We start from the raw sequence: 20921 nt of genomic DNA, 5'->3' as shown, positions 1-20921 counted from the left end.
CCGACAAATCCCAAACAGGACAGTCGAGACGTCAGTCGTGAGTCGGGTCAGACCCGCCAGCAGCGTCACCACGAACATCATCACTGTCGTGAGTGGCTGTGCCGGTAAGAACCGGAGCGAGCGCTCGGGTCAGGCGCGGCGGGCGCCCGGCGGCCAGACGACCGTGACCGGGAGCCCGCGGTCGCGGGCGGCGGCGACGATGTCGGCGGTGCCGCCGGGGCCGGCGGGCGGGCGGCCGTCCCAGACCGCGATCAGGTGGTTCGCCGTGTCGAGCATGCGCAGGCCGGCCGCCAGGTAGGCCTGCGGTTCCGCGGCGACGTAGTCGAGCTCGACGGTCTCGGACGCCTCCGCGCGGAGCGCGTCGAAGGTCGCGAGGTGCGATTCGGGCAGCGAGTCGCGGTACTCGCTGGCCGGGAGGATCACGGCGAGCCGGCCGCCGTGGTCGAGCACGAGCCGCGCGAAGATGCTGTCCGCGCCGTCGGCGAGGCAGGTGAGCCCCACGAGTTCGGCGGCCTGGTAGCCGCCGATCTCCGCGCGCAGCCCGTCGGCCACCATTCGGGCTGTTTCCGCAGGCAAGCCCCTGTGTCCGGTGATCGCAACCCGCATCGAACGCCCTCTTCCTCGTGGTGAACGCCGGTCGGATCAGGCCTTGCGGCGCGTTCGGTAGGCGCGCATCTTGTGGCGCGCTCCGCAGATGTCCATGCTGCACCAGACGCTGTTGTTGCCCGGTGACCTGTCGTAGTACAGCCAGCGGCAGTCGTCGGCCCGGCAGACCTTGAGCCGGCCCGGCTTGCCGGCCAGCCCGTCGACCACCAGGGTCGCGATGAGCCGGCCGACGAGCCGCTCGACGGCGGACCCGCGCGCGGTCGGGATCACCACCTGGCCGTCCTGCCACTGAGGCACCCCGAGCAGGCGGCTCGCGTAGTCGTTCAGCTCCGCGGAGCCGGTTCCGGCGAGATGATCGCGGATCGCCTCCCGGGCCCGCACCAGTCCCAGGCGCCCGGGTTCGTCCAGCTCGTCGGCGGCCTGGGGCCAGCCGTGCGCGCGCAGCCAGGCCTGGGCGCCTGCCACGTCCGCGAAGGCGTCCTCGTCGTGCAGGAAGCGCGCGGAGTTGCCGAACGCTTCGACTGCTTCCAGCTCGCCCGGTGCGGCCGGTCGGTCGTATGCCACGACATCAGATTACCGGCATGTCGAATCTGGTGGTAACGTTACCGGCAGAGTGCGTAAGACAGTAACGAGGAGGTCGAGATGAACTGGGAGCTGCCGGAGCGGCACGAGTCGCCGCGCGGAACGGTGCGCTGGGCGAGCCTGGGGCAGGGCGATCCGGTGGTGCTGATGCACGGGACGCCGTTCTCCTCGTACGTCTGGCGCGATGTCGCCGAGGCGCTCAGCGCCCGGCACCAGGTGTTCGTCTGGGACATGCCGGGCTACGGGCAGTCCGAGAAGCACGATGGCCAGGACGTCTCGCTGGCCGCCCAGCAGGAGGTGTTCACGGGCCTGCTGCGGCACTGGGGCCTGCGCGCCCCGTCGGTGATCGCCCACGACTTCGGCGGCGCGGTGGCGCTGCGGACGGCGCTGCTGGACGGTGTCCGATATGGACAGCTGGCGCTGATCGACGCGGTGAGCGTGCGCCCGTGGGGTTCGGAGTTCTTCCGCCTGGTGCACGACAACCACGAGGTCTTCGAGGCGCTGCCGCCGAACCTGCACGAGGCGCTGGTCCGCCGCTACATCACGACGGCGGCGCACCGCGAGCTGCGCGGCGAGGTGCTCGACGCGCTGGTCGAGCCCTGGCTCGGCGAGGCGGGCCGGCCGGCGTTCTACCGGCAGATCGCCCAGGCCGACGAACGCTTCACCCGCGAGGTCGAGGACCGCTACGGGGAACTCGACTGCCCGGTCCTGATCGCCTGGGGAGACCAGGACGCGTGGCTGCCGCCGGAGCGCGCGAAGGACCTGGCGAAGCGGATCCCGCACGCCGAGCTGGCCTGGATCGGCGAAGCCGGCCACCTGGTGCAGGAGGACAACCCGGCGAAGGTGACCGCGCTCGTCACGGATTTCCTCGCCCGCTGATCGCCAGGCGCCCCGTAGGTTGCGCCGAAGCCGCGGGGCGCCAGACGTGCATCATGCCGTCGGATGGTCGGGGGTCGGTGCCAGAATCTCGCGGCATGGCGAGGAGAACGGTTCGAGCGCTGGCCGGCCTGCTGGTTCGTTCGGGCATGGTGGCGGAGGAGAAGTCCGCCGAAGTGCTGGCCCGCATCGGCAAGCGGAACGATCTGGACGAGGAGCTGGCGGAACACGACATCTTCGGTTGGCTCCCGGAGTTCGGCATCGCGATCTCGGTGCACGGTGAAGACGTCGACCACGTCGAGGGCTACTACCGGTACCTGCTGGAACGGGAGGTGACCGCGTGCACGGATGGCGCGGTGGTCGTCTCGGATCTCGTGCTGGTGCGCGACGAGGACGACTACGAGTTCTTGCACTTCCTGCGCAACGGCGAGTCCGTCTGGTGGTCGGTCGAGCACCAGTCCGATGACTACGCGGACCAGGGAGCAGTGGCGACGCAGATCATCGACCTGACCCCGGGCGGCGACGATCCGCGCGTGTTCTACCAACTCCGGCGGGAGACGGTGGAGGCATGCCAGGACGATGTGCACGTCCTGGCGTCGCCGGCGCAGGCCAGGGCGCTTCGCGACGAGTTCGGCCTGGATTTCCACGGGCCGGACGTGGAGTGGCCGCGGCGCGGGGCGGCACCGACGGCGGAGCCGGGCACGGTCGAGTGGTACATGCAGGAAGACCGCCGGCTCATGACCGAATCGGCCGAGGAATTCCTCGACCGGTGGCTGTCCGATATGGACGGTGCGCTCGACGGGTGGCGTGCCGGATTCCTTACGGAGGACTTCCCGTTCGACTTCTCCATGAGCTCCCTGGACGCGCTGGGACGGCTCGTGCTCGACCGGTTCCCCGACCGGTCGGCGGTCCGCGAAGCAGCCGAGGACCCGTTCGTCGTGGGCGCGGTTCGCTACCTCGGCGAGACGCTGATCCGGAACGGGCCGAACCACTGGGGTTACCAGGACCTGGTGGGCGACGTGGACGACTGGATGCCGAAGATCCGGCCCAACACCCCGGACGCCTTCCAGCTGATCGTGACCCCGCTGCGCGAGCTCTGCGCTGCCGCCGGCGATCGCGATCCCGGCATCCTCGGCAGGTCGGCCGAGGATCTGCACGACTCGGTCGACCGGTACGCGAAGGCGCTGCGGGCGCTCGACTCGATGCCGTCAGAGGTGGACGTCTAGGCGCTGGCCCGCGTTGATCGTGCAGGTCTCGGGGAAGCGGAGCAGCGGGCCCGATTCGTCGGCGCTCGTTCGCACGTCGACCGGGGTGCCGTCGAGGGTGGCTCGTGGTTCGGCGGCGGTCGCGTCGAGGCGGAGGGTCCGCAGCTCCAGGCGGCCGTGGTGCAGTTCGATCGAGCTGGTGCGCTGGGATTTGGTGCGCGTCTGCCGGTAGAGGCCCCAGCCTTCGGCCGTCGCGAAGGCGGCCGCGAACTCCTCGGGGCGGATCTTGGGGGCGAAGCCCAGGTGCCCGCCGGGGCCGTGGTGCTCGAAGCCGAGCACGCTCAGGTAGGTGCCGAAGCTGGCCATCGAGCGCGCGTAGTGGTCGCTGCACTCGATCTCGTTGTACGGGTTGCGCCGCAGCGGGCCGTACCGGTCGTGCACGGAGCGGGCGATCGCCAGGCCCTCGCCGGCCATTCCCTCGGCGATCAGGTGTGCGGCCACCTGGTACTCGATGCCGTGCCAGGCCTCGTTGAAGTAGCTGGTCGACCAGTTGTCGCCGGCCTCTTCGCCGCCGCCGTCCGGCCAGGTGCACATCACCAGCGCCGGGACGTCGGCGTCGTAGAAGATCCGCCCGCCGTCGATCGGGCTGTGCTCCCGGTATTCCATCGGCCGGGGCACGAAGTTGTGCCGCCAGATGCTGCGCAGCGCCGACCTGGTCGGCTCGGGCGGCAGCACGCGAGGCAGCCCGAGCTGGGCGGCCCAGCTCTGCCCGAGCAGCTGGTCGGCGAAGCACCCCCGGTTGGTGTTGACCGAGCCCGGGTGCGCCGGGTCGAGCTCGTGCACGAAGTACTCGCCGTTGAAGAGGTCCCGGACGATCACCTCGGTCCCGCTGGCGGCCAGTTCGGCGCAGCGCCGGGCGAACGCGTCGTCGCCGACCTCGCGGGCCATCGCCTCCCCGGCCCGCAGCGCCGCGACGTACAGCCCGGAGAGCCAGCTGTTGCGGCCGAACCAGGTGGCGTCCTGGGTGTTGGGCTGCGCGCCGTCGAGGATCCCGTCGGGCTCGGCGTCGGAGCCGATCAGGTACTCGACCGCCTGCCGGGTTCGCGGCCAGACGCGTTGCAGCCAGCCGGAATCCGGTGACATCTGGTGCTCGCGGTAGATCCGCAGGACCGTCCCGGCCTGCCCGTCGACGGCCGGGCTGCGGTCGGCCTCGCCGCGCATGCTCAGCTGCCCGGTCGCGGCGTGGAATCCGATGCCCAGGTCGACGCGTTCCCGCGTGTCCCGCTCCACGGCCGGGAACAGCCGGGCGAGCGCGTGCGCGTAGTGCCACACGTGCGTGCAGGTACCGGCGCAGCAGTAGGCGCCTTCCCAGCCGTAGAACCGGCCGTCGGCGAAGCGGTAGCAGGTCGACGTCGACAGGATCGTGGTGTTCGCGGCGACCCGCTCCAGGAACCAGTGCGGCAGCGTCGAGTCCTCGTACCAGGCGCGAGTCCACGCCCGCGTCGCGCCGAGCAGCCGCTCCTGTTTGCGAGCCAGGTGCGCGACCACGTCTTGCGCGCTGCCGAAGCGGTTCGCGTAGTGCCGCAGCAGCTCCCGGCTGTGCTCCAGGAACGCCAGCCCTTCCCGGTCCGGCACCGGGAAGTACCAGGCCAGCGCGAACCGGATCGTCCGCTGTTCGCCCGGTTTCAGCGTCACGGCCGCCGCGACCACTCCGGCGCCGCGCCGCGTCAGTCCGTCCACTGTGGATGATCCCGGCGCCGGTGCGAAGACGTCGCTCGGTGATTCGAAGGTCTCCGTCGCCGGGCAGACCCGTGCCCGGTCGGCGCCGAGCACGGCCAGGGCGACGCTCCCGTGGTCCGGCAGTTCCGGCAGGGCGGGCTGGGTGGGGGCGTGATCGGTGATCCGGAGCTGGTCGACGCCGACGTGGCCCCACGGCCCGGTCTCCGCGTCGATGATCTCGATGACCGCGTCCTCGCCCTGCCACGGCCCCAGGTACAGCACCCGGTCGGCGAGCCGGTCGCTGAACGAGCCGGTGGCGGTGCCGACGACCGCGCCGCCCACGACGACGTTGAGGCAGCACGTGCCGGGGTAGTTGCCGCCGCTGAGGCGGAACCGCAGATAGTCGCGCTCGATCCGGAACGGTTCGCTGCGCAGCGAACCGGTCGCGCGATCCCGCGCCCCCGCGTCGGTGCCGGGGGCGCTCGCGTGCGAATCGGCCATCCGCATCCCGAACGCGCCCGCCTCGCCCTGGTAGCCGGGCCGGTCGAGGGTGCGGACCGGGCCGCTGCCGAACGCGTCGCCGGTCACCGACCAGCCCGCGTAGTCGGGCTTTTCCCAGTCCTCCAGCACGATGTCGGCGCGACCCGGGTTCTCCGGCGCTCCGTCGGCGGCGGTGAACTGCACGCCGGCCGCGCCGTCGAGGGCGAATTCCCGGGAGCGCAGCCGGAGCGGACGGGTGTGCCTGCTGGTCAGGCAGACGGGGTTCGCCAGGAACCCGGCGATCTCGACCTCCGCCGTGGTCGTCCCGGTGTTCGTCGCGGTGTAGTCGAGGAATACGGCGGGGTAGGAGCTGTCGTCGATCTCGGTCGGGACGAACGGCGAGCAGGCGTTCAGCGCGATCCGCACCGGCTCGCCCGGATCGGCGTAGTCGACCTCCGCCGCAGGTGGCCGCCCGGCGAAGGTCACCTCCGGGAAGCCGCGCGCGTCGAGCCAGCGGGCGCGTTCGCCGTCGCCGCCGGTGACGCGCACCGCGAAGCCGTGCTCGAACGGCGAGCTCGGCAGCGGTGGGCGGGTGAAGTGCAGGTCGTTGATGTTGGCCGGGGCGGTGCGGTTGTCGACGTCCCAGAGCCACAGGCGCCCGTCGCCGCCCAGGTAGAGCTGCCCGCAGCCGATGCCGCCGATCGGCATCCCGACGAACTTCAGCTCCTCGCCGCGAAACCGGCTCGGGGTGCCGCGGTCGGACAGGTCTTCGCGTTCAGCTTCGGCGGACACGACGCAACTCCCTCTGCGCTCCCGCGCGGGTGGCCGATTTCGGTGCGAAACCAGTCGATTCTAGGAATTCACTGCGTGATCGCGCGGTTACTCGGTACGTTGATCATCCGGTCGGAGGAACATCCGGAGATCGTTACCGGCCGTGAGGATGCCCACTATGCGGGAGTCGCGTCTCGGCTAGTGGTCGGCCGAGGTTTAGAGTGCTGCAGAGGCCGTTTTGAATGGGGTGGGGTGCGCTAGGGCGGGTTGTTGTTCTTGAAGCGGCGCAGCCGCTTGGCCCACCTACGCAACTTGCACCGCCGCGGGTTCTCAGGTGTCTTCTCGCGAGGGCAGCCCCGACGCGACGTATTGGTCATACGTGCGTCGGGATCCCGGAGTCGAGAAGGCGCCTGAGCTTCCGCCACCCGCACCGCCAAGCAGAACGAGCCTGGAAACAGGTATTCGTGTTATGAGGAAGGTTTCGACGTTATGGCGGTCGGCCAAGCCCCAGCACCAGGTGTGCGGGGTTCCGGAGCATCGGGAGATGCCACCCCGCGGAACTCGACCCGGCAGGTCGTGCTCGCCAGCCTCGTAGGCACCTCGATCGAGTTCTACGACTTCTACGTCTACGCGACCGCCGCGGTGCTGGTCTTCCCACACCTGTTCTTCCCGGCGGGCGACCACACCGCCGCGACCCTGCAGTCACTGGCGACGTTCGCGATCGCCTTCGTCGCCCGCCCGGTCGGCTCCGCGCTGTTCGGGCACTTCGGCGACCGCATCGGCCGGAAGTCCACGCTCGTCGCGTCGCTGCTGACGATGGGCATCTCGACCGTGCTGATCGGCCTGCTGCCCGGCTACGAGCAGATCGGCGTCGTCGCGCCGCTGCTGCTGGCGCTGTGCCGGTTCGGCCAGGGCCTGGGCCTCGGCGGCGAGTGGGGCGGCGCCGCGCTGCTGGCCACCGAGAACGCGCCCGCGGGCAAGCGGGCCTTCTTCGGCACCTTCCCCCAGCTGGGCGCGCCGATCGGGTTCTTCTTCGCCAACGGCCTGTTCCTGCTGCTGTCGGAGTTCATGGACGACGCGACGTTCCTGTCCTGGGGCTGGCGCGTGCCGTTCCTGGTGTCGGCGGTGCTGGTCGTGGTCGGCCTGTGGGTGCGGCTGAGCATGCACGAAACCCCGGCCTTCGCGAAGGTCGTGGCGCGCAACGAGCGCGCGAAGGTGCCGTTCGCGCAGGTCTTCCGCAGCGACCTCAAGGCGCTGGTGCTCGGCACGTTCATCATGCTGGCCACCTACGTGCTGTTCTACCTGATGACGGTGTTCTCGCTGTCCTACGGCACGGCCAAGACCGGCCTGGGCTACGAGCGCTCGCAGTTCCTGGTCATGCTGCTGGTCGGCGTGGTGTTCTTCGGCCTGACGGTCCCGCTGGCCGGCTGGCTGGCCGACCGCTACGGGCGGCGGCCCACGCTGATCATCACCACCGTCGCGATCATCGTGTTCGGCCTGCTGCTGGGCCCGTGGTTCGGCGCGGACTCCGGCGTGGCCACGGTGTCGTACCTGATCGTCGGGCTCGGCCTGATGGGCATGACGTTCGGGCCGATGGGCGCGGTGCTGCCGGAGCTGTTCCCGACCGCGGTGCGCTACACCGGCGCGTCGGTGTCCTACAACCTGGCCAGCCTGCTGGGTGCCTCGGTCGCCCCGTACATCGCGACCTGGCTGGCCAGCTCCTACGGGCTGGGCTGGGTCGGCGTCTACCTGGCGGCGATGGGCGCCATCACGCTCATCGCGCTGATCATCTCCAGGGAGACCCGCGAGACGTCAATCGAGCACTGAACCCAACCGCGCGAGCAGCTCGTCCAGCAGCGGCAGCGAGGTCGCGTGGTTGAAGCGGACGAAGCCCCGTCCGGCCGTCGAGCCGGGCGGGGCGTAGTTCGTTCCGGAGTTGACCCGGACCCGGGCGTCCCGCAACAGCACCTCCGCCGGTTCCGGGCCGAGCCCGCGTACGTCCAGCCAGGCCAGGAATCCAGCCTGCCCGCGGTGCACCCGGACCCGCGAGCGCTCGCCCGCCCACTCCTGCAACCGGTCGCGCGTGCGGTCCAGGTAGCTGCGCACCGCGGTCAGCCAGCCGCCGTCGTCCCGCCACAGGGCGGTCGCGACGGCCAGCCCTGCTGTCGAGGCGCGCATCTTCTCGTGCGGCGGGATGAGGTCGAGGAGATGCTTCGTCGATTCCTGGCACACCAGCACCGCGGACTTGAGCCCCGGGACGTTCCACCCCTTGGACGCGCTGGTCACCGTGACGGCCAGGTCGCCGACGGCGGCGAAGGGGACGAAGTCCTGATCGCTCGCGCGCAGCGGCGCGTGGACCTCGTCGCTGATCACGAAAGCCCCGTGCCGGTCGGCGATTTCCGCGAGCGTCCGCAGTTCGTCGCGCGACCAGATCCGGCCCGTCGGGTTGTGCGGATGGCACAGCAGCACCGCCTTCGCTCCGGTGGCGAGCGCGCCGGCGACGGCGTCGAAGTCGATCCGCCAGCCCTCCTCGGTGTCGAGCAGCGGGCATTCCCGGACCGGGCGGCCGAGGTAGTCGAGCAGGCCCAGGAACGGGGGATAGGCCGGGGTCAGCAACACGATGCCGTCGCCGGGCGCGGTCAGGAGACGCACCGCCGCCTCCAGCCCGGCCAGCACGTCGGCGACGGGTGAGACCAGCGCGGGATCGACGCGCCAATCCTGTTCCCGCGCAACCCAATCCGCGAACGCCGCGAGGTGCTCGTCGATCACCGGGTAGCCGAAGTCGGCGCGCTCGACCAGCTCCAGCAGCACATCACGGGCCACCGGGCACAGCGGGTAGTCCATCTCGGCGATCCAGGCGGGCAGGACGTCGGGATCGACCAGGGCCCATTTCTGGGAGCGGCGCCGCCGCAGCTCGTCGGGGCGCAGGGCGTCGAATTCGGCGTGCAGTTCGGCAACCGTCATTCTCGTCATTATGCGCTGGCGGCGGTGCTCGATCGGCGAAATTCGTTGGCGCGACGCCGGGTTCGCGTGGTTAGGTGCGGTCATGTCCGACATCGCCGCTGCTGAGCGCCTGCGGGCGTGGGTTCGGGAAGACTTCGGCATCGACCTCGTGGCGATCGATCCGGTGGGCAGCGGTGCGGACGTGGCCGCCGAAGTCGGGCGCGGGACGTCCGCGGCGGGGGAGCGGTACGCCGTCAAGTGGAGCGGCGGCGGCACGACGGCGGGGCTGGCGGTGTCGGCGTGGCTCGCCGGGCGTGGAGTGCCGGGCGTCGCGGGTCCGGTGCCGACGCGTAGCGGCGGGTTGTGGAGCGAGCGCGCGGGGCGCCGGCTGTCCCTGGCGCCGTGGGCGTCCGACGAGGGCGCGCTGGATGGCGGGATGACGGCAGAGCACTGGGAGGCTTATGGGGCAATGCTCGCGCAGGTGCACGCCATGCCCGTGGCGGAGGCGCCGGAGTCGCTGCCGCGCGAGGAACACACGCACGAGCGCTGGGCATCGGCGGTGCGCGCGCTCCACGGCGAGTGCACCTCCGGCGAACTCCCGGACGACCCTCTCGTCGGCTCCCTGGCCGCGGAGTGGCGCTCGGCGGCGGACCGCATCGCGGCGCTGCTGACGCACGCCGATGCCGTGGGGCGGAAGCTCCGGGCCCAGTTCGCGCCCGAAGTGGTCTGCCACGGCGATCCGCACCTGGGGAACGTGCTGCTGCGCGGTGCGGACGTGTCCCTGATCGACTGGGACGACGCGGTCCTCGCCCCGCGCGAACGCGATCTCCTGTTCGTGATCGGCGGTGTGCTGCTGCCGTTCGCGCCGGTCGGCCGGCAGGAGCAGCAGTGGTTCTTCGCCGGGTACGGGCCCGTGGACATCGACCCGCACCGCCTGGCCTACTACCGGTGCGTGCGCGCCCTGGAGGACCTCGCCGTCCCGGCCGCGCAGGTGCTGGAGAACCGCGCCCCGGAGGCCGAACGAGCGGAGGCGCTGGCCCTCTTCCGGGGCGTGGTGTCGTCCACCGGCCTCGCCGGACTCGCCCTCGCCTCGGCGGGGAACGGCTCCACGGCGGCCACGAGCTAGATCTCGGCTTCACCCCAGGATTCGACGACGACCTTGTCGCCGACGGACAACCTGCCCGGTCGCACGACCGCGAACTTGGTGCCGAAGGCGATTCCCGCATCCGCCCGCCGGTACCGGGCGAGGGTGCGCAGCGGCTGCGGGCCGGCTCGGCGACCGGTCGCCTGGTCTACGGTCGTGACGGCGCAGCGGATCGCGAGTTTGGCGTAACCCAGCGCCGCTTCGCCGATCGAGATCGTGCGCGCCAGGTCTTCGGTGTGCGGGTCGTCCCAGCCGCTGATCACGATGTTGGGCCGGAACCGGTTCATCGGCAGCGGCGCCGAACCGTCCTCGGCCAGCCGCTCGTCGAGCAGGTCCAGCGATGCCGTGGAGATCAGGTGCACGGGGCAGCTGTCGGCGTAGCCGGACGTCCCGGGGGTCGCGCCGTCGGTCACGCGGTCGTGCTCGGGCGGGACCCGCACCAGCCTGCTTGGCGCGCCGAGCAGGTCGGAGAACCACTCCGCGGCGGCGTCCCCCTGGTCGATGCCCAGGTGCGGGGCGCCGAACAGGTCGACCGGGCGGCGCGCACCGGTGCTGTTCACGGCGACGATCAGCGGGTCGGTTCCCGGCGCCGAGAGGGTCATCCGATCCCCGTCGACCCGGGGCTGAGCCACCGCGAGCCGGGGATGTCTGCGCTGGGTCCGGTAGGTGCCGTCGAGGTCGACGACCATGAACGCGCGGTCGTGTTCGAGCCCGGCCGGGGTCAGCGCGGAACCGCTCGTCGCGATTCCCGCGCATCCCTTCACCGGGTAGCTGATGAGAGCGGCGATCTCGCCTGGCGCGATGAACATGGCGCACCTCCTCGGTCAGGAGGCGCCCTTGTGTCCCTTCGCGTCGGCGGCCAAGCGTGGCGGGCACAGCCCGTCGCAGCGCCTCTCGACCGCGTTGCCGAGAAGCCTGCCGATTCGCGGCCTCGTCGTCAACGGGTTATCGCGGCAGGCGGCCGGTGGTGCGCAGCAGGTCGAGCAGGCGGTCGACGAACTCGGCCTGGGCGGCGTTGAGCTTCTCGCGGGCGGTGTCCGGATCGCACCACAGGGCCCGGTCGACCTCCGGGAAGCTCTGGCGGCGGCCCGACTTCGGCGGCCACTCCACCTCGAACTCGTTGCTGCGCAACGCGGTCGGATCGAAGTCGCCCTCGACGGCCCAGGCGGTCACGAGCTTGCCGTTGCGCTGCTTCACCTCGCCCAGCGGCGACAGCTCGCGGTCGGTCAACGGCATGCCGGTCTCCTCGGCGAACTCCCGGACCGCCGCCGACCGCGCGTCCTCGTCGGGGTCGTGCTCGCCCTTCGGGATGGACCAGGCACCGGCGTCCTTCTTCCGCCAGAACGGGCCGCCCGGGTGCACCACGAGGACCTGCGGAGATCCGTCCTCGACCTTGAACAGCAGGATGCCGGCGCTTCGCTTGCTCACGCCACCAGTGTCGCGCACCCGCCCCGGCGCGCGCGACGCGGTGTCCGATGTGGATGGTGAATCCCTGCGGTCAGCTCTGGCGCAAATCGCGGAACGCGTCGATGCTGGCAGCGTGGAACGGGTCGTGCTGCACGTGGATCTCGATCAATTCATCGTCGCCGTAGAGCTGTTGCGCCATCCCGAGCTTCGCGGGCGGCCGGTGCTCGTCGGCGGCTCCGGCGACCCGAAGCAGCGCGGCGTCGTGGCCGGGGCGTCCTACGAGGCCCGCGAGTTCGGGGTTCGCTCCGGCACGCCGCTGCGCACTGCGGCGGCCCGCTGCCCGGAGGCGGTGTTCCTGCCCGCCGACCGCGAGACCTACCTCGCCGCGTCCGCCGACGTGATGGGGGCGCTGCGGGAGGTCGGCGGCATCCTGGAGGTCGCCGGGTGGGACGAGGCGTTCATGCTGGTCGACACCGAGGACGCCGAGCTGACCGCCCGATCGGTGCAGCAGCACGTGCGGGAACGCACCGCGCTGGCGTGCTCGGTGGGCATCGGCGACAACAAGCTCCGCGCGAAGCTGGCTTCCGGGTTGGCCAAGCCCGCCGGGGTGTTCCGGCTGGACATGTCCAACTGGGTCGAGGTGATGGCGCACCGGCCGCCGGAAGCGCTGTGGGGCGTCGGCGCGAAGACGGCGAAGAAGCTCGCCGCGCGCGGCATCGCCACGGTCGGCGACCTGGCGCGAACGGCGATGGTGGACCTCGCGGGCGAATTCGGCCCCAACATCGGGCCGTGGCTCGTCGCGCTCGCGCACGGCTACGACTCGACCCCGGTCACCGACGAGCCCTACCAGGCCCGCTCGCACGGCCGGGAGGTCACCTTCCAGCAGGACCTGCGCGACGAGGCCGAAATGCGCTCGGAGATCACCCGCCTCTCGCACGTCGTCTCGGAGGACCTCGCGGCCGAGGACGTCCTGGCCCGCCGCGTCGTCGTGAAGGTGCGGGATTCCCGCTTCGCCACCCACACCCACGGCGTGTCCCTCCCGGCCCCGACCCGCGACGCCGGGGCCATCGATGGCGCGGCCCAGACGGCCCTCGGCCGGTTCCCGCTGGACCGCCCGGTCCGCCTCCTCGGCGTCCGGGCCGAGATCGCCCGAGCCGAAAGCTGAAGCGAACGGCCTGTTCACCCCGCTAGGCGGAGTGAACGGTCCGTTCGCTTCAGTCCGCGTGCTCGCGTTCGGCGAGGGCCTTGCGCAGCAGCGGGGTCAGGCGGAAGTCGACCATGCTGCGCATCGCCAGCGCGAAGTTGGTGCGCTCCACTCCGGGCGTCGCCAGGACCTGCCCGGCGATCCGGTACAGGTCGTCGGCGTCCACCGCGACCACCCGCACCAGCAGGTCGGCCGCGCCGGTGAGGCCGAAGACCTCGACGACCTCCGGGATCTGCGCCATCGACTCGGCGAGCTCGCCGAGCATCTGCTGGGTGACCTGCACGGTGATGAACGCGGTCAGCGGGTGGCCGAGCGAGGCCGGGTCGATGCGCCGCTCGAACGACCCGAGCCTGGGCTCCAGCTTGGCGAGCCGGGCCTGCACCGTGTTGCGGGACAGCCCGACGCGTTCGGCCAGCGCGACCACCGTCGCGCGCGGCTCCTCCCGCAGCGCCAGCAGCAGCCGGATGTCCACCTCGTCGAGCGTGTCGGCGCTGGGCACAATGCTCACCTCCGTCGGCTCGCACCGAGCCGTGTCGGTGCAGAATGCGCAAAATAAGGTCCAGAACTTGTGCAGTGATTGTGCTCTTGGTGTTCTCGTCGAAGCAATGTGGAAACTTTTCCGAGGAGGCGCGATGACCAGTGCGGCACCGGTCCAGGCGGCGACGGCCGAATCCCTGCGCGAGGTCGAGCAGCGGGTGCTGTGGTTGTCGGCTGCGATCATCGACCACGCCAACCGGGTGCGGCCCAACGCCTCGGGGCTCAAGGTCGGCGGTCACCAGGCGTCCTGCGCCTCGATGGTGTCGATCATGACGTCGCTGTACTTCGAGCACCTGACCGCGGCGGACCGGGTCTCGGTGAAGCCGCACGCGTCGCCGGTGCTGCACGCGATCAACTACCTGCTCGGCGAGCTCGACGAGTCGCACCTGACCACGCTGCGCGAGTTCGGCGGCCTGCAGAGCTACCCGAGCCGCACCAAGGACCCCGACCCCGCGGACTACTCGACGGGCTCGGTCGGGCTCGGCGCCACCGCCCCGATCTGGGGCGCGGTGGCTCGCCGCTACGTCGACAGCCACGTCGGCGGCGCGGGCACCGGGCGGCAGTACTCGCTGCTCGGCGACGCGGAGCTGGACGAGGGCGCCTGCTGGGAAGCGATCATGGACCCGACCGTCGCCGACCTCGGCGAGGTCGTCTGGATCGTCGACCTCAACCGCCAGTCCCTGGACCGGGTCGTGCCGAAAATCGCGGCCAACCGCCTGCAGGGCATGTTCGCCGCCGCCGGCTGGCAGGTGCTCACCCTGAAGTACGGGCGGCTGCTGGAAGAGCTGTTCGCCCGGCCGGGCGGCGAGGCGCTGCGGGCGCGCATCGATGGCATGAGCAACCCGGAGTACCAGCGGTTGCTGCGCTGCACGCCGCAACAGCTGCGCGAGCGGCTGCCCGGCGCCGACGGCGGGGAGATCGCCCGGCTGCTGTCCGATGTGGACGACGAGGCGCTGACCGCGGCGATCCGCAACCTCGGCGGGCACGACCTGGCGGCGCTGGACGGCGCGTTCCGGGCCATCGACGACACCCGGCCGACCGTCATCTTCGCTTACACCGTCAAGGGATACGGCCTGGCCAGCGAGGGCCACCCGCAGAACCACGGCTCGCTGATGAGCGCGGAGCAGATGCAGCAGCTCGCCGAGAACGTCGGCGCCGACCTGAACGACCCGTGGCACCGCTTCGAGGCCGGCAGCCCGGCGGGGCAGCGGTGCTCCGACGCCGCCGCGCGCCTGCGCCGCCGCGAGCGCCCGCAGGTGTCGCCGCCGGAGCTGCCGGCGGACATCGGGCGGACGCCGACCGGCACCACGACCACGCAGGCCGCGCTCGGCCGTGCGCTGCTGGACCTGACGCGCGGCGCGCCGGACGCCGCGGCGCGGATCGTGACGCTGGCACCGGACGTCAGCTCGTCGACGAACCTGGGCGGCTGGCTGAACAAGGTCGGCGTGTGGTCGCCGACCGAACGGGTGGACTGGTTCGCCGACGACGCCGAGACCATCCTGCACTGGCGGGAACGCCCGGCCGGTCAGCACATCGAACTCGGCATCGCCGAGACGAACCTGGTCGGGCTGCTCGGCGAGCTCGGCGCCACCTGGAGCCGCTGGGGCCAGCCGCTGCTGCCGATCGGCGTGGTCTACGACTGCTTCGTCGGGCGCGCGCTGGAACCGTGGTCGTTCGGGATGTACGCGGGCGGCCAGTCGATCCTGGTGGGCACGCCCTCGGGCGTCAGCCTCGCGCCGGAGGGCGGCGCGCACCAGTCCGTGATCACGCCGTCGATCGGCCTGGAACAGCCGGGCCTGACCAGCTACGAGCCGGCGTTCGCCATCGACACCGAGTGGTGCCTGCTGGCGTCGCTGGCCCGCCTCGGCAGGCCCGACGGCGGATCCGCCTACCTGCGCCTGTCGACCCGGCCGGTCGACCAGACGCTCGCGGCGGTGCCCGCCGACCCGGCGGCCCGCGAACGCCGTCGCCGCCTGGCGATCGGCGGCGCGTACCCGCTGCGCCGCCACGAGGCGCCGGAGGTGACGTTGGCGGCGATGGGCGCGCTGGTGCCCGAAGCGCTGGCGGCCGCCGACCGGCTCGAAGAACAGGGCGTCGGCGCGGACGTGGTGTGCGTGACCAGCCCGGGCCTGCTGTTCGAGGCGTTGCGGGCGCGCCAGGGAGCCGGCGGATCCGCGGGCATCCTGGACCAGGTCTTCCCGGCGCACCGGGCGACGCCGCTGGTGACCGTCCTAGATGGACACCCGCACACGCTGGCGTTCCTGGCGGGGATCAACCGGGTCCGGGCGGCCCACCTCGGCGTCACGAACTTCGGCCAGTCGGGCTCGTTGGAAGACGTCTACCGCTACCACGGCCTGGACGCGGACACGATCGTCCGCGCGGCCCTCGACATCACCGACCACGCCTGACCGCAAGTCCTCGCGTCCCGGTGGGTCCGCAATTTCCATTGAAATCGAAGGTTCGATTTCAATGGAAATTGCGGTACGACCTCGGGATCCGGATGTCCGGGGTGCCCGGGGGTGTGGGATTTCGGTGGTCAGGTGGTGAATCCTGCTGCCATGGCCAGGAAGATCTCGGTGCAGTGGTCGATGAGGCGGGATTCGTCGACGTCCAGGGTGCCGTCCAGCCAGGCCGTCAGGGTCTGGGCCAGGCCGCCCACGATGAAGTGCGTCGTGAGTTCGAGGTGCGGGGTTCCGGTGATGCCGTAGAAGTCCTTCGCCTGACCGCCCAGCAGGGCGGCGAACAGCCTTGAGGAGTCCAGGCGGCGCTGCGCCAGCAGGGGACTGGAGAGCGAGATCGAGAACAGCAGCCGGCCGCGCCTCGGGTCGTGGGCGATCGTGCGGACGATGTTCTCCAGTCCCGCCCGGACCTTGGCCCGTTCGCCCGGGGCCGCTGCGGTGACCGCGTCGAGCGTCGTCGTGGCGAGGTCGTCGACGACGTGGTCGTACACCGCCGCCGCCAGCGCGTCGCGGTCGGCGAAGCTCTCGTAGAAGTAGCGCGTCGCCAGGCCCGCCCGCTGGCACGCCCCGCGCACCGTCAGGGCCGGGCTGTCGCCCGCCGCGCCGAGCAGGTCCAGTCCGGCCTCGATGAACTGCGCCCGGCGCTCGGCCTGGCGGTCACCGCCTTGCACTCCGCCGTAGACCCGCAGTGGAGACGTGCTCATCCGCCCATCTTGACAGATCGCCGGGGCCGCTGTTAGTTATCTGGTAACGGCCGTGTGCAGAATGGACCCCGGTGCGGAGGGTGGCGGCGGTGACGGTTTCGGCGACGAAGGCCAGGCGGATCGAGGACGCGGTGCTCGGTGTCGGCCTGCTGGCCGGCAACGCGAACGTGATCATGCAGCTGGCGCACCCCGGGGTGGGGCACGGCGTGGTGGAGAGCAGGGTCGAATCCGGCCAGCTGTTCCGGCACCCGGTGAAGCGGACCCGCACGACCCTGGCCTACCTGGTGGTCGCGGCGATGGGCACCGACCGGGAGAAGGAGCTGTTCCGGCGCGGGGTGAACCGGGCGCACGCGCAGGTGCGCTCGACGGATTCCAGCCCGGTCGCCTACAACGCCTTCGACCCGGACCTGCAGCTCTGGGTCGCGGCCTGCCTGTACAAGGGCTTCGAGGACAACTACCGGATCTTCTTCGGTGAGCCCGACGCCGCCACGGCGGACGCCTTCTACCGGGAGGGCGCGGCGCTGGGCACCACCCTGCAGGTGCCGGCGGAGGCGTGGCCGCCGGACCGGGCCGCCTTCGAGGAGTACTGGGCGCAGTCGCTGGACCGCATCTCGATCGACGACACCGTGCGCGCCTACCTCTACGACGTGACGATGCTGGCCTGGCTGCCGCGCCCGGTGGCGCTGCTCTTCGGCCGCTTCAACAGGTTCGTGACGACCGGGTTCCTGCCGGAGCGGTTCCGCGAGGAGATGCGGCTGCCCTGGAACGGCCGGGACCAGCGCCGGTTCGACGCTCTGATGTCGGCGCTGGCAGCGATCGTGCGGCGGGTGCCGCCGGTGGTGCGCCGGTTCCCGTTCAACCTCGTCCTCTGGGACCTGCGGCGCCGGATCAGGACGGGCCGCCCGCTGGTCTGAAGCTCAGCAGGATCCGTCGGCGACGGGCGTACGAATAGGTCGGCGGCAGGTACGGCGACGAAGAGACCGCTTCGCCTGGCCCTCGTGCTCCCCGGCGCCTTCCGCCGGAGGTTCGCCGACCCGCGTCACCTCCAGCAGTCCGATCTCGTCCACGTCCGAGTTCCGCAACGCGTCCTCGACGTGCCGAGTGAAGCTGTTGTCGAGCGGGTCGCGCAGCGTGCCGTCGTCGTCCTGGGTCAGCTGCGCCGCGGCGTCCTCGGCGGCCGCCTTGACCTCACCGTCGCTCCGTGATCGCGGAAGCCGAGCGCCGCGACCCCGATGGCGGCGAGCAGGGTGAGTGCGGCGAGAAGCATCGGCGTTCCTTCGGGTGCGGGCTTCGCCGATCGTCCTCGGCGGTCGCTCGCTGGTGGGACGCGGCCCACGCGCTCCTGGTTCCCGCTGATCAGCGGCCGGTTTCGGGTCGGCCACTGTGGACCGCGCGGTGCTCGGGTGGTCGATTCGTCGGGTCTCGTTCTCCTGATCGTCACCTGCTCGGGGGTGTGCCGCGTCCGGTAAACATGAAAGATTTTCTGATCAGTTGGTTGATCAGGGACGCGAGGACTGGGAACTGAACATGGCAGCGATGAGCAGGCGCGGTTTCCTCCGGGCCGCGGGCATCACCGGAACCGTCCTCGGCAGCGGCTTGCTCGGCGCCGGTCCGGCGCTCGCCAGGGGCGCCGACCCGAGGGTGGTCAACGCCGCCGGGACGACCCTGCAGCGCACGGCCGTCGCCGCGCCGGGCAGCGACTACCGGCGCTTGGTGGCCGGCCCGGGCTGGTCGCAGGTGGTGCGCACCGACCTGGTCGAGGGCCGCGCGGGCCGGGACGACCGCCGGGTGCCGATCGCCTCCTTCGTCCAGTTCACCGACCTGCACCTGGTGGACGCGCAGAGCCCGGCGCGGTTCGAGTACGTGCACCCGCTGACGGGCGGGGCGTGGCGCCCGCAGGAGACGCTCGGCGCGCTGGCCGCGGCGCACCTGGTGCAGCGGGTCAACGCCCTGCCGGGCGGGCCGGTCACCGGCCGGCCGCTGGACTTCGTGATCACCACCGGCGACAGCACCGACAACCACGAGCGGGCTGAGCTCGACTGGTACTTCGCCGTGCTCAACGGCGGGCGACTGGCGCAGAACACCGGCGACCCCGGCAACTACGAGGGCGTGCAGAACTCCGGCGACCCGCTGTACTGGCATCCCGAAGGCGGTGTCGCGGACCGGTTCCGCGAGCTCGGTTTCCCGGTGCTGGACGGGTTCTTCGCGGATGCGCTCCGGCCGTTCGACAGCCCCGGGCTGCGCATCCCGTGGTACGCGGTCTTCGGCAACCACGACAACGCCGTCGTCGGGACGGTGCCGGACGAGCTGATCCCGGGCCTGCACCACTGGTACACCGGCTCGCGCAAGATCATCGGCCGGGACGAGCGCGAGACCCGCGAGGTCGCCGCCCTCCTGCGCGGCGACCGGCAGCGGTCGGCGCTGGCGGTGGAAACCCGCAGCGGCATCATCCGCACCGTCACGCCCGACGAGCGCCGCAGGCCGTTCAAGACCGAGGAGTTCATCCAGGCCCACCTGGATCCGGCCAACACCGGGCCGGGGCCGGTCGGCCACGGCTTCGACGCCGACCACACCGAGCCGTACTACACCTTCCCGATCGCGCCCGGCGTCACCGGCATCAGCCTGGACAGCACGAACACCGCCGGCTTCGCCGAAGGCTCCCTCGGGCTCGCCCAGTACCAGTGGCTGGAAGAGGTGCTCGCCCGCGGCAGCTCGGAGTACTACGACGCCTTCGGGCGCAAGCAGCGGCAGTCCGCCTCCGACGAGCTCTTCGTGCTGTTCAGCCACCACACCAGCGCGTCGATGACGGCGCTGCTGCCGGACTTCCGCCGGCCCGGCGAGATCCGCAAGAGCGGCAACGCGGTGGTGCGGCTGCTCAAGCGCTTCCCCAACGTGCTGGCCTGGGTCAACGGCCACACCCACCGCAACGCGATCACGCCGCACCACGCCGACGATCCGGCGTGCGGGTTCTGGGAGATCAACACGGCGTCCCATGTGGACTTCCCGCAGCTCGCGCGCGTCATCGAGCTGGTCGACAACGGCGACGGCACGCTGTCGCTGTTCACCACGCTGATCGAGGCCGACAGCCCGTACCAGGCCGACTACGACGACCGCTCGCCGGCGGGGCTCGCCTCGCTGTACCGGGAACTGTCGTTCAACGACCCGCACACCGACCTCGCGCAGCTCGGCGAGCCCGGCGACCGCAACACCGAGCTGTTCGTCGCTGGGCGCATGCCGACCCGCTGAGCGCGCGAGCCGAGGACTCCTGGACGACCCTGGTGTCGTGACGCGACAGGCACCGGGAGGCTGAGATGGACGGCGGACCTGTGGTCGTGGGTGTGGACGGCTCGGCGGTCGCGCGCAACGCCGCGCGCTGGGCTGCGCGGGAGGCGGTGCGCCGGCGGGTCGGCCTGCGGATCGTCTACGCGGACGCGGCCGCGCAGCCGGTGCCGGCGGATTCGCTCCGAGCGAAGGAGCACCACCTCCGCGACGAGGTCGCCCGCTGGCTCGCGGCGGGCACGGACGCCGCGCGGGAGCAGGAACCCGAGGTGCCCATCGACGCCGCGGCCGTGCGGGGCACGGCGGAGAAGGTGCTCATCGCGGAGTCCGAGCAGGCCGGGCTCCTGGTGGTCGGGGACCGCGGGTTCGGCGGGTTCACCGGCCTGCTGGCCGGGGCGGTCGCGGTGAAGGCCGCCGCGCACGCGCGCTGCTCGGTGGCCGTCGTGCCGGACACCGGTGAGCCGCTGACCTTCCCGGTGACCGGCCCGGTGGTGGCCGGGGTGGACGATGCCCTGTCCTCCGGGCAGGTGCTGGCGCACGCCTTCGCGGTGGCGGCGTCCCGGGCGGTGCCGGTGCACGTCGTGCACGCCTGGGAAGTGGTCGGGATCGACCTCAGGTGGCTGCGGGCGCGGCTGCCTGAGGAGGAGGTCAGCGAGAACGAGCAGCGGTTCGTCGCCGAGGCCCTGGCGGGCTGGGCCGAGCGGTTCCCCGACGTCGAGGTGCGGCGGTTCGTCGGTCGCGGATCGCCCACCGGGGAACTGCTCGCCCGCGCCGCGGAGGCCCAGCTCGTCGTGGTGGGCGCGCGCGGCCGGGGCGGCGTCGCGGGAGCCCACCTGGGCTCGACGAGCCACAAGCTGATCCACCACTCGCCGTGCCCGGTGCTCGTCGTCCGCGACAACCCGAGTTAGGGATTGCAGAAAATCAACTCGCTGATTTCGGCTTTGTGTTTGGTGTGGGGTTGAGGCTGGTTGCTAGCGCGGTGAGGTCTGGCGCGGAATAGAGCCG

At 71.6% G+C, this 20921-nt stretch carries 18 protein-coding genes; 10 read left to right on the top strand and 8 right to left on the bottom strand.

Annotated elements, in window-relative coordinates; all coding sequences use genetic code 11:
* Positions 1-129: 129 nt before the first annotated feature.
* Together AC07FN_RS44075 and AC07FN_RS44070 are read right to left on the bottom strand one after the other, a co-directional pair.
* Complete coding sequence (locus AC07FN_RS44075) at positions 130-555, bottom strand: hypothetical protein (RefSeq protein ID WP_478401064.1); 426 nt, start codon at positions 553-555, stop codon at positions 130-132.
* An 87-nt stretch (positions 556-642) separates the two neighbouring features.
* Positions 643-1170: a CGNR zinc finger domain-containing protein gene (locus tag AC07FN_RS44070; protein WP_478401063.1), complete on the bottom strand. Its 528-nt coding sequence runs from the start codon at positions 1168-1170 to the stop codon at positions 643-645.
* Between the two features lie 78 nt (positions 1171-1248).
* Here AC07FN_RS44070 and AC07FN_RS44065 point away from each other — a divergent pair, with 78 nt between their 5' ends.
* Positions 1249-2067, top strand: a complete 819-nt coding sequence (locus AC07FN_RS44065) for an alpha/beta fold hydrolase (RefSeq protein ID WP_478401062.1) — start codon at positions 1249-1251, stop codon at positions 2065-2067.
* A 95-nt stretch (positions 2068-2162) separates the two neighbouring features.
* The gene (locus AC07FN_RS44060; protein WP_478401061.1) at positions 2163-3290 is read left to right on the top strand and encodes a hypothetical protein; all 1128 of its coding nucleotides are present in this window, start codon (positions 2163-2165) and stop codon (positions 3288-3290) included.
* Here AC07FN_RS44060 and AC07FN_RS44055 read toward each other — a convergent pair.
* A complete protein-coding gene (locus AC07FN_RS44055) occupies positions 3273-6260 on the bottom strand; it encodes a GH116 family glycosyl hydrolase (RefSeq protein WP_478401060.1) in 2988 nt (995 codons plus the stop codon). The genes AC07FN_RS44060 and AC07FN_RS44055 overlap by 18 nt on opposite strands.
* Positions 6261-6728: 468 nt before the next feature.
* Between AC07FN_RS44055 and AC07FN_RS44050 the strand changes: the two genes are divergently transcribed.
* Positions 6729-8066, top strand: coding sequence for an MFS transporter (locus AC07FN_RS44050; RefSeq protein ID WP_478401059.1), 1338 nt, complete (start codon positions 6729-6731; stop codon positions 8064-8066).
* On the opposite strand, the gene AC07FN_RS44045 is transcribed toward AC07FN_RS44050, so the two are convergent.
* Positions 8052-9203, bottom strand: coding sequence for a MalY/PatB family protein (locus tag AC07FN_RS44045; protein ID WP_478401058.1), 1152 nt, complete (start codon positions 9201-9203; stop codon positions 8052-8054). The genes AC07FN_RS44050 and AC07FN_RS44045 overlap by 15 nt on opposite strands.
* Before the next feature lie 82 nt (positions 9204-9285).
* Here AC07FN_RS44045 and AC07FN_RS44040 point away from each other — a divergent pair, with 82 nt between their 5' ends.
* Positions 9286-10308 (top strand): phosphotransferase enzyme family protein, encoded by a 1023-nt coding sequence (locus AC07FN_RS44040; RefSeq protein ID WP_478401057.1) that lies wholly within the window; start codon positions 9286-9288, stop codon positions 10306-10308.
* On the opposite strand, the gene AC07FN_RS44035 is transcribed toward AC07FN_RS44040, so the two are convergent.
* Both AC07FN_RS44035 and AC07FN_RS44030 read right to left on the bottom strand, forming a co-directional pair.
* Positions 10305-11135 carry an MOSC domain-containing protein gene (locus AC07FN_RS44035; RefSeq protein ID WP_478401056.1) on the bottom strand — a complete coding sequence of 277 codons (831 nt, stop codon included), beginning with the start codon at positions 11133-11135 and terminating at the stop codon, positions 10305-10307. The two genes, AC07FN_RS44040 and AC07FN_RS44035, sit on opposite strands and share 4 nt — an antisense overlap.
* Before the next feature lie 136 nt (positions 11136-11271).
* Entirely contained in the window at positions 11272-11754 is a 483-nt protein-coding gene (locus tag AC07FN_RS44030) for an NUDIX hydrolase (protein WP_478401055.1), read from the bottom strand.
* 112 nt (positions 11755-11866) lie between these two features.
* Between AC07FN_RS44030 and AC07FN_RS44025 the strand changes: the two genes are divergently transcribed.
* On the top strand, positions 11867-12898 hold the full coding sequence (locus tag AC07FN_RS44025; RefSeq protein WP_478401054.1) for a DNA polymerase IV: 1032 nt from the start codon (positions 11867-11869) through the stop codon (positions 12896-12898).
* Positions 12899-12947: 49 nt separating this feature from the next.
* Here AC07FN_RS44025 and AC07FN_RS44020 read toward each other — a convergent pair whose 3' ends face one another.
* Positions 12948-13436 carry an Lrp/AsnC family transcriptional regulator gene (locus tag AC07FN_RS44020; protein WP_478401053.1) on the bottom strand — a complete coding sequence of 163 codons (489 nt, stop codon included), beginning with the start codon at positions 13434-13436 and terminating at the stop codon, positions 12948-12950.
* 133 nt (positions 13437-13569) lie between these two features.
* On the opposite strand from AC07FN_RS44020, the gene AC07FN_RS44015 reads away from it, so the two are divergent.
* Entirely contained in the window at positions 13570-15882 is a 2313-nt protein-coding gene (locus tag AC07FN_RS44015; protein ID WP_478401052.1) for a transketolase-like TK C-terminal-containing protein, read from the top strand.
* Positions 15883-16010: 128 nt separating this feature from the next.
* On the opposite strand, the gene AC07FN_RS44010 is transcribed toward AC07FN_RS44015, so the two are convergent.
* The gene (locus tag AC07FN_RS44010) at positions 16011-16637 is read right to left on the bottom strand and encodes a TetR/AcrR family transcriptional regulator (protein ID WP_478401051.1); all 627 of its coding nucleotides are present in this window, start codon (positions 16635-16637) and stop codon (positions 16011-16013) included.
* A 71-nt stretch (positions 16638-16708) separates the two neighbouring features.
* Between AC07FN_RS44010 and AC07FN_RS44005 the strand changes: the two genes are divergently transcribed.
* The 4 genes from AC07FN_RS44005 (at position 16709) to AC07FN_RS43990 (ending at position 20824) form a co-directional block, all read left to right on the top strand.
* Complete coding sequence (locus AC07FN_RS44005; RefSeq protein ID WP_478401050.1) at positions 16709-17551, top strand: oxygenase MpaB family protein; 843 nt, start codon at positions 16709-16711, stop codon at positions 17549-17551.
* A gap of 84 nt (positions 17552-17635) precedes the next feature.
* Entirely contained in the window at positions 17636-17842 is a 207-nt protein-coding gene (locus AC07FN_RS44000) for a hypothetical protein (protein WP_478401049.1), read from the top strand.
* Positions 17843-18164: 322 nt separating this feature from the next.
* Positions 18165-19883: a TIGR03767 family metallophosphoesterase gene (locus tag AC07FN_RS43995; RefSeq protein WP_478401065.1), complete on the top strand. Its 1719-nt coding sequence runs from the start codon at positions 18165-18167 to the stop codon at positions 19881-19883.
* Between the two features lie 65 nt (positions 19884-19948).
* Complete coding sequence (locus AC07FN_RS43990; RefSeq protein ID WP_478401048.1) at positions 19949-20824, top strand: universal stress protein; 876 nt, start codon at positions 19949-19951, stop codon at positions 20822-20824.
* Positions 20825-20921: the final 97 nt, after the last annotated feature.

Source organism: Saccharopolyspora sp. NPDC045941 (assembly GCF_056431445.1).
The sequence above is the reverse complement of the archived record's forward strand: the minus strand, read 5'-3'. Positions and strand labels throughout refer to the sequence as shown.

Bases quoted from the DNA above. Each gene is read 5' to 3' on its own strand.
- AC07FN_RS44075 (WP_478401064.1), bottom strand. From the start codon at position 555: ATGGTGGCCGACGGGCTGCGCGCGGAGATCGGCGGCTACCAGGCCGCC.
- AC07FN_RS44065 (WP_478401062.1), top strand. From the start codon at position 1,249: ATGAACTGGGAGCTGCCGGAGCGGCACGAGTCGCCGCGCGGAACGGTG.
- AC07FN_RS44060 (WP_478401061.1), top strand. From the start codon at position 2,163: ATGGCGAGGAGAACGGTTCGAGCGCTGGCCGGCCTGCTGGTTCGTTCG.
- AC07FN_RS44050 (WP_478401059.1), top strand. From the start codon at position 6,729: ATGGCGGTCGGCCAAGCCCCAGCACCAGGTGTGCGGGGTTCCGGAGCA.
- AC07FN_RS44045 (WP_478401058.1), bottom strand. From the start codon at position 9,203: ATGACGGTTGCCGAACTGCACGCCGAATTCGACGCCCTGCGCCCCGAC.
- AC07FN_RS44040 (WP_478401057.1), top strand. From the start codon at position 9,286: ATGTCCGACATCGCCGCTGCTGAGCGCCTGCGGGCGTGGGTTCGGGAA.
- AC07FN_RS44035 (WP_478401056.1), bottom strand. From the start codon at position 11,135: ATGTTCATCGCGCCAGGCGAGATCGCCGCTCTCATCAGCTACCCGGTG.
- AC07FN_RS44015 (WP_478401052.1), top strand. From the start codon at position 13,570: ATGACCAGTGCGGCACCGGTCCAGGCGGCGACGGCCGAATCCCTGCGC.
- AC07FN_RS44010 (WP_478401051.1), bottom strand. From the start codon at position 16,637: ATGAGCACGTCTCCACTGCGGGTCTACGGCGGAGTGCAAGGCGGTGAC.
- AC07FN_RS43995 (WP_478401065.1), top strand. From the start codon at position 18,165: ATGGCAGCGATGAGCAGGCGCGGTTTCCTCCGGGCCGCGGGCATCACC.
- AC07FN_RS43990 (WP_478401048.1), top strand. From the start codon at position 19,949: ATGGACGGCGGACCTGTGGTCGTGGGTGTGGACGGCTCGGCGGTCGCG.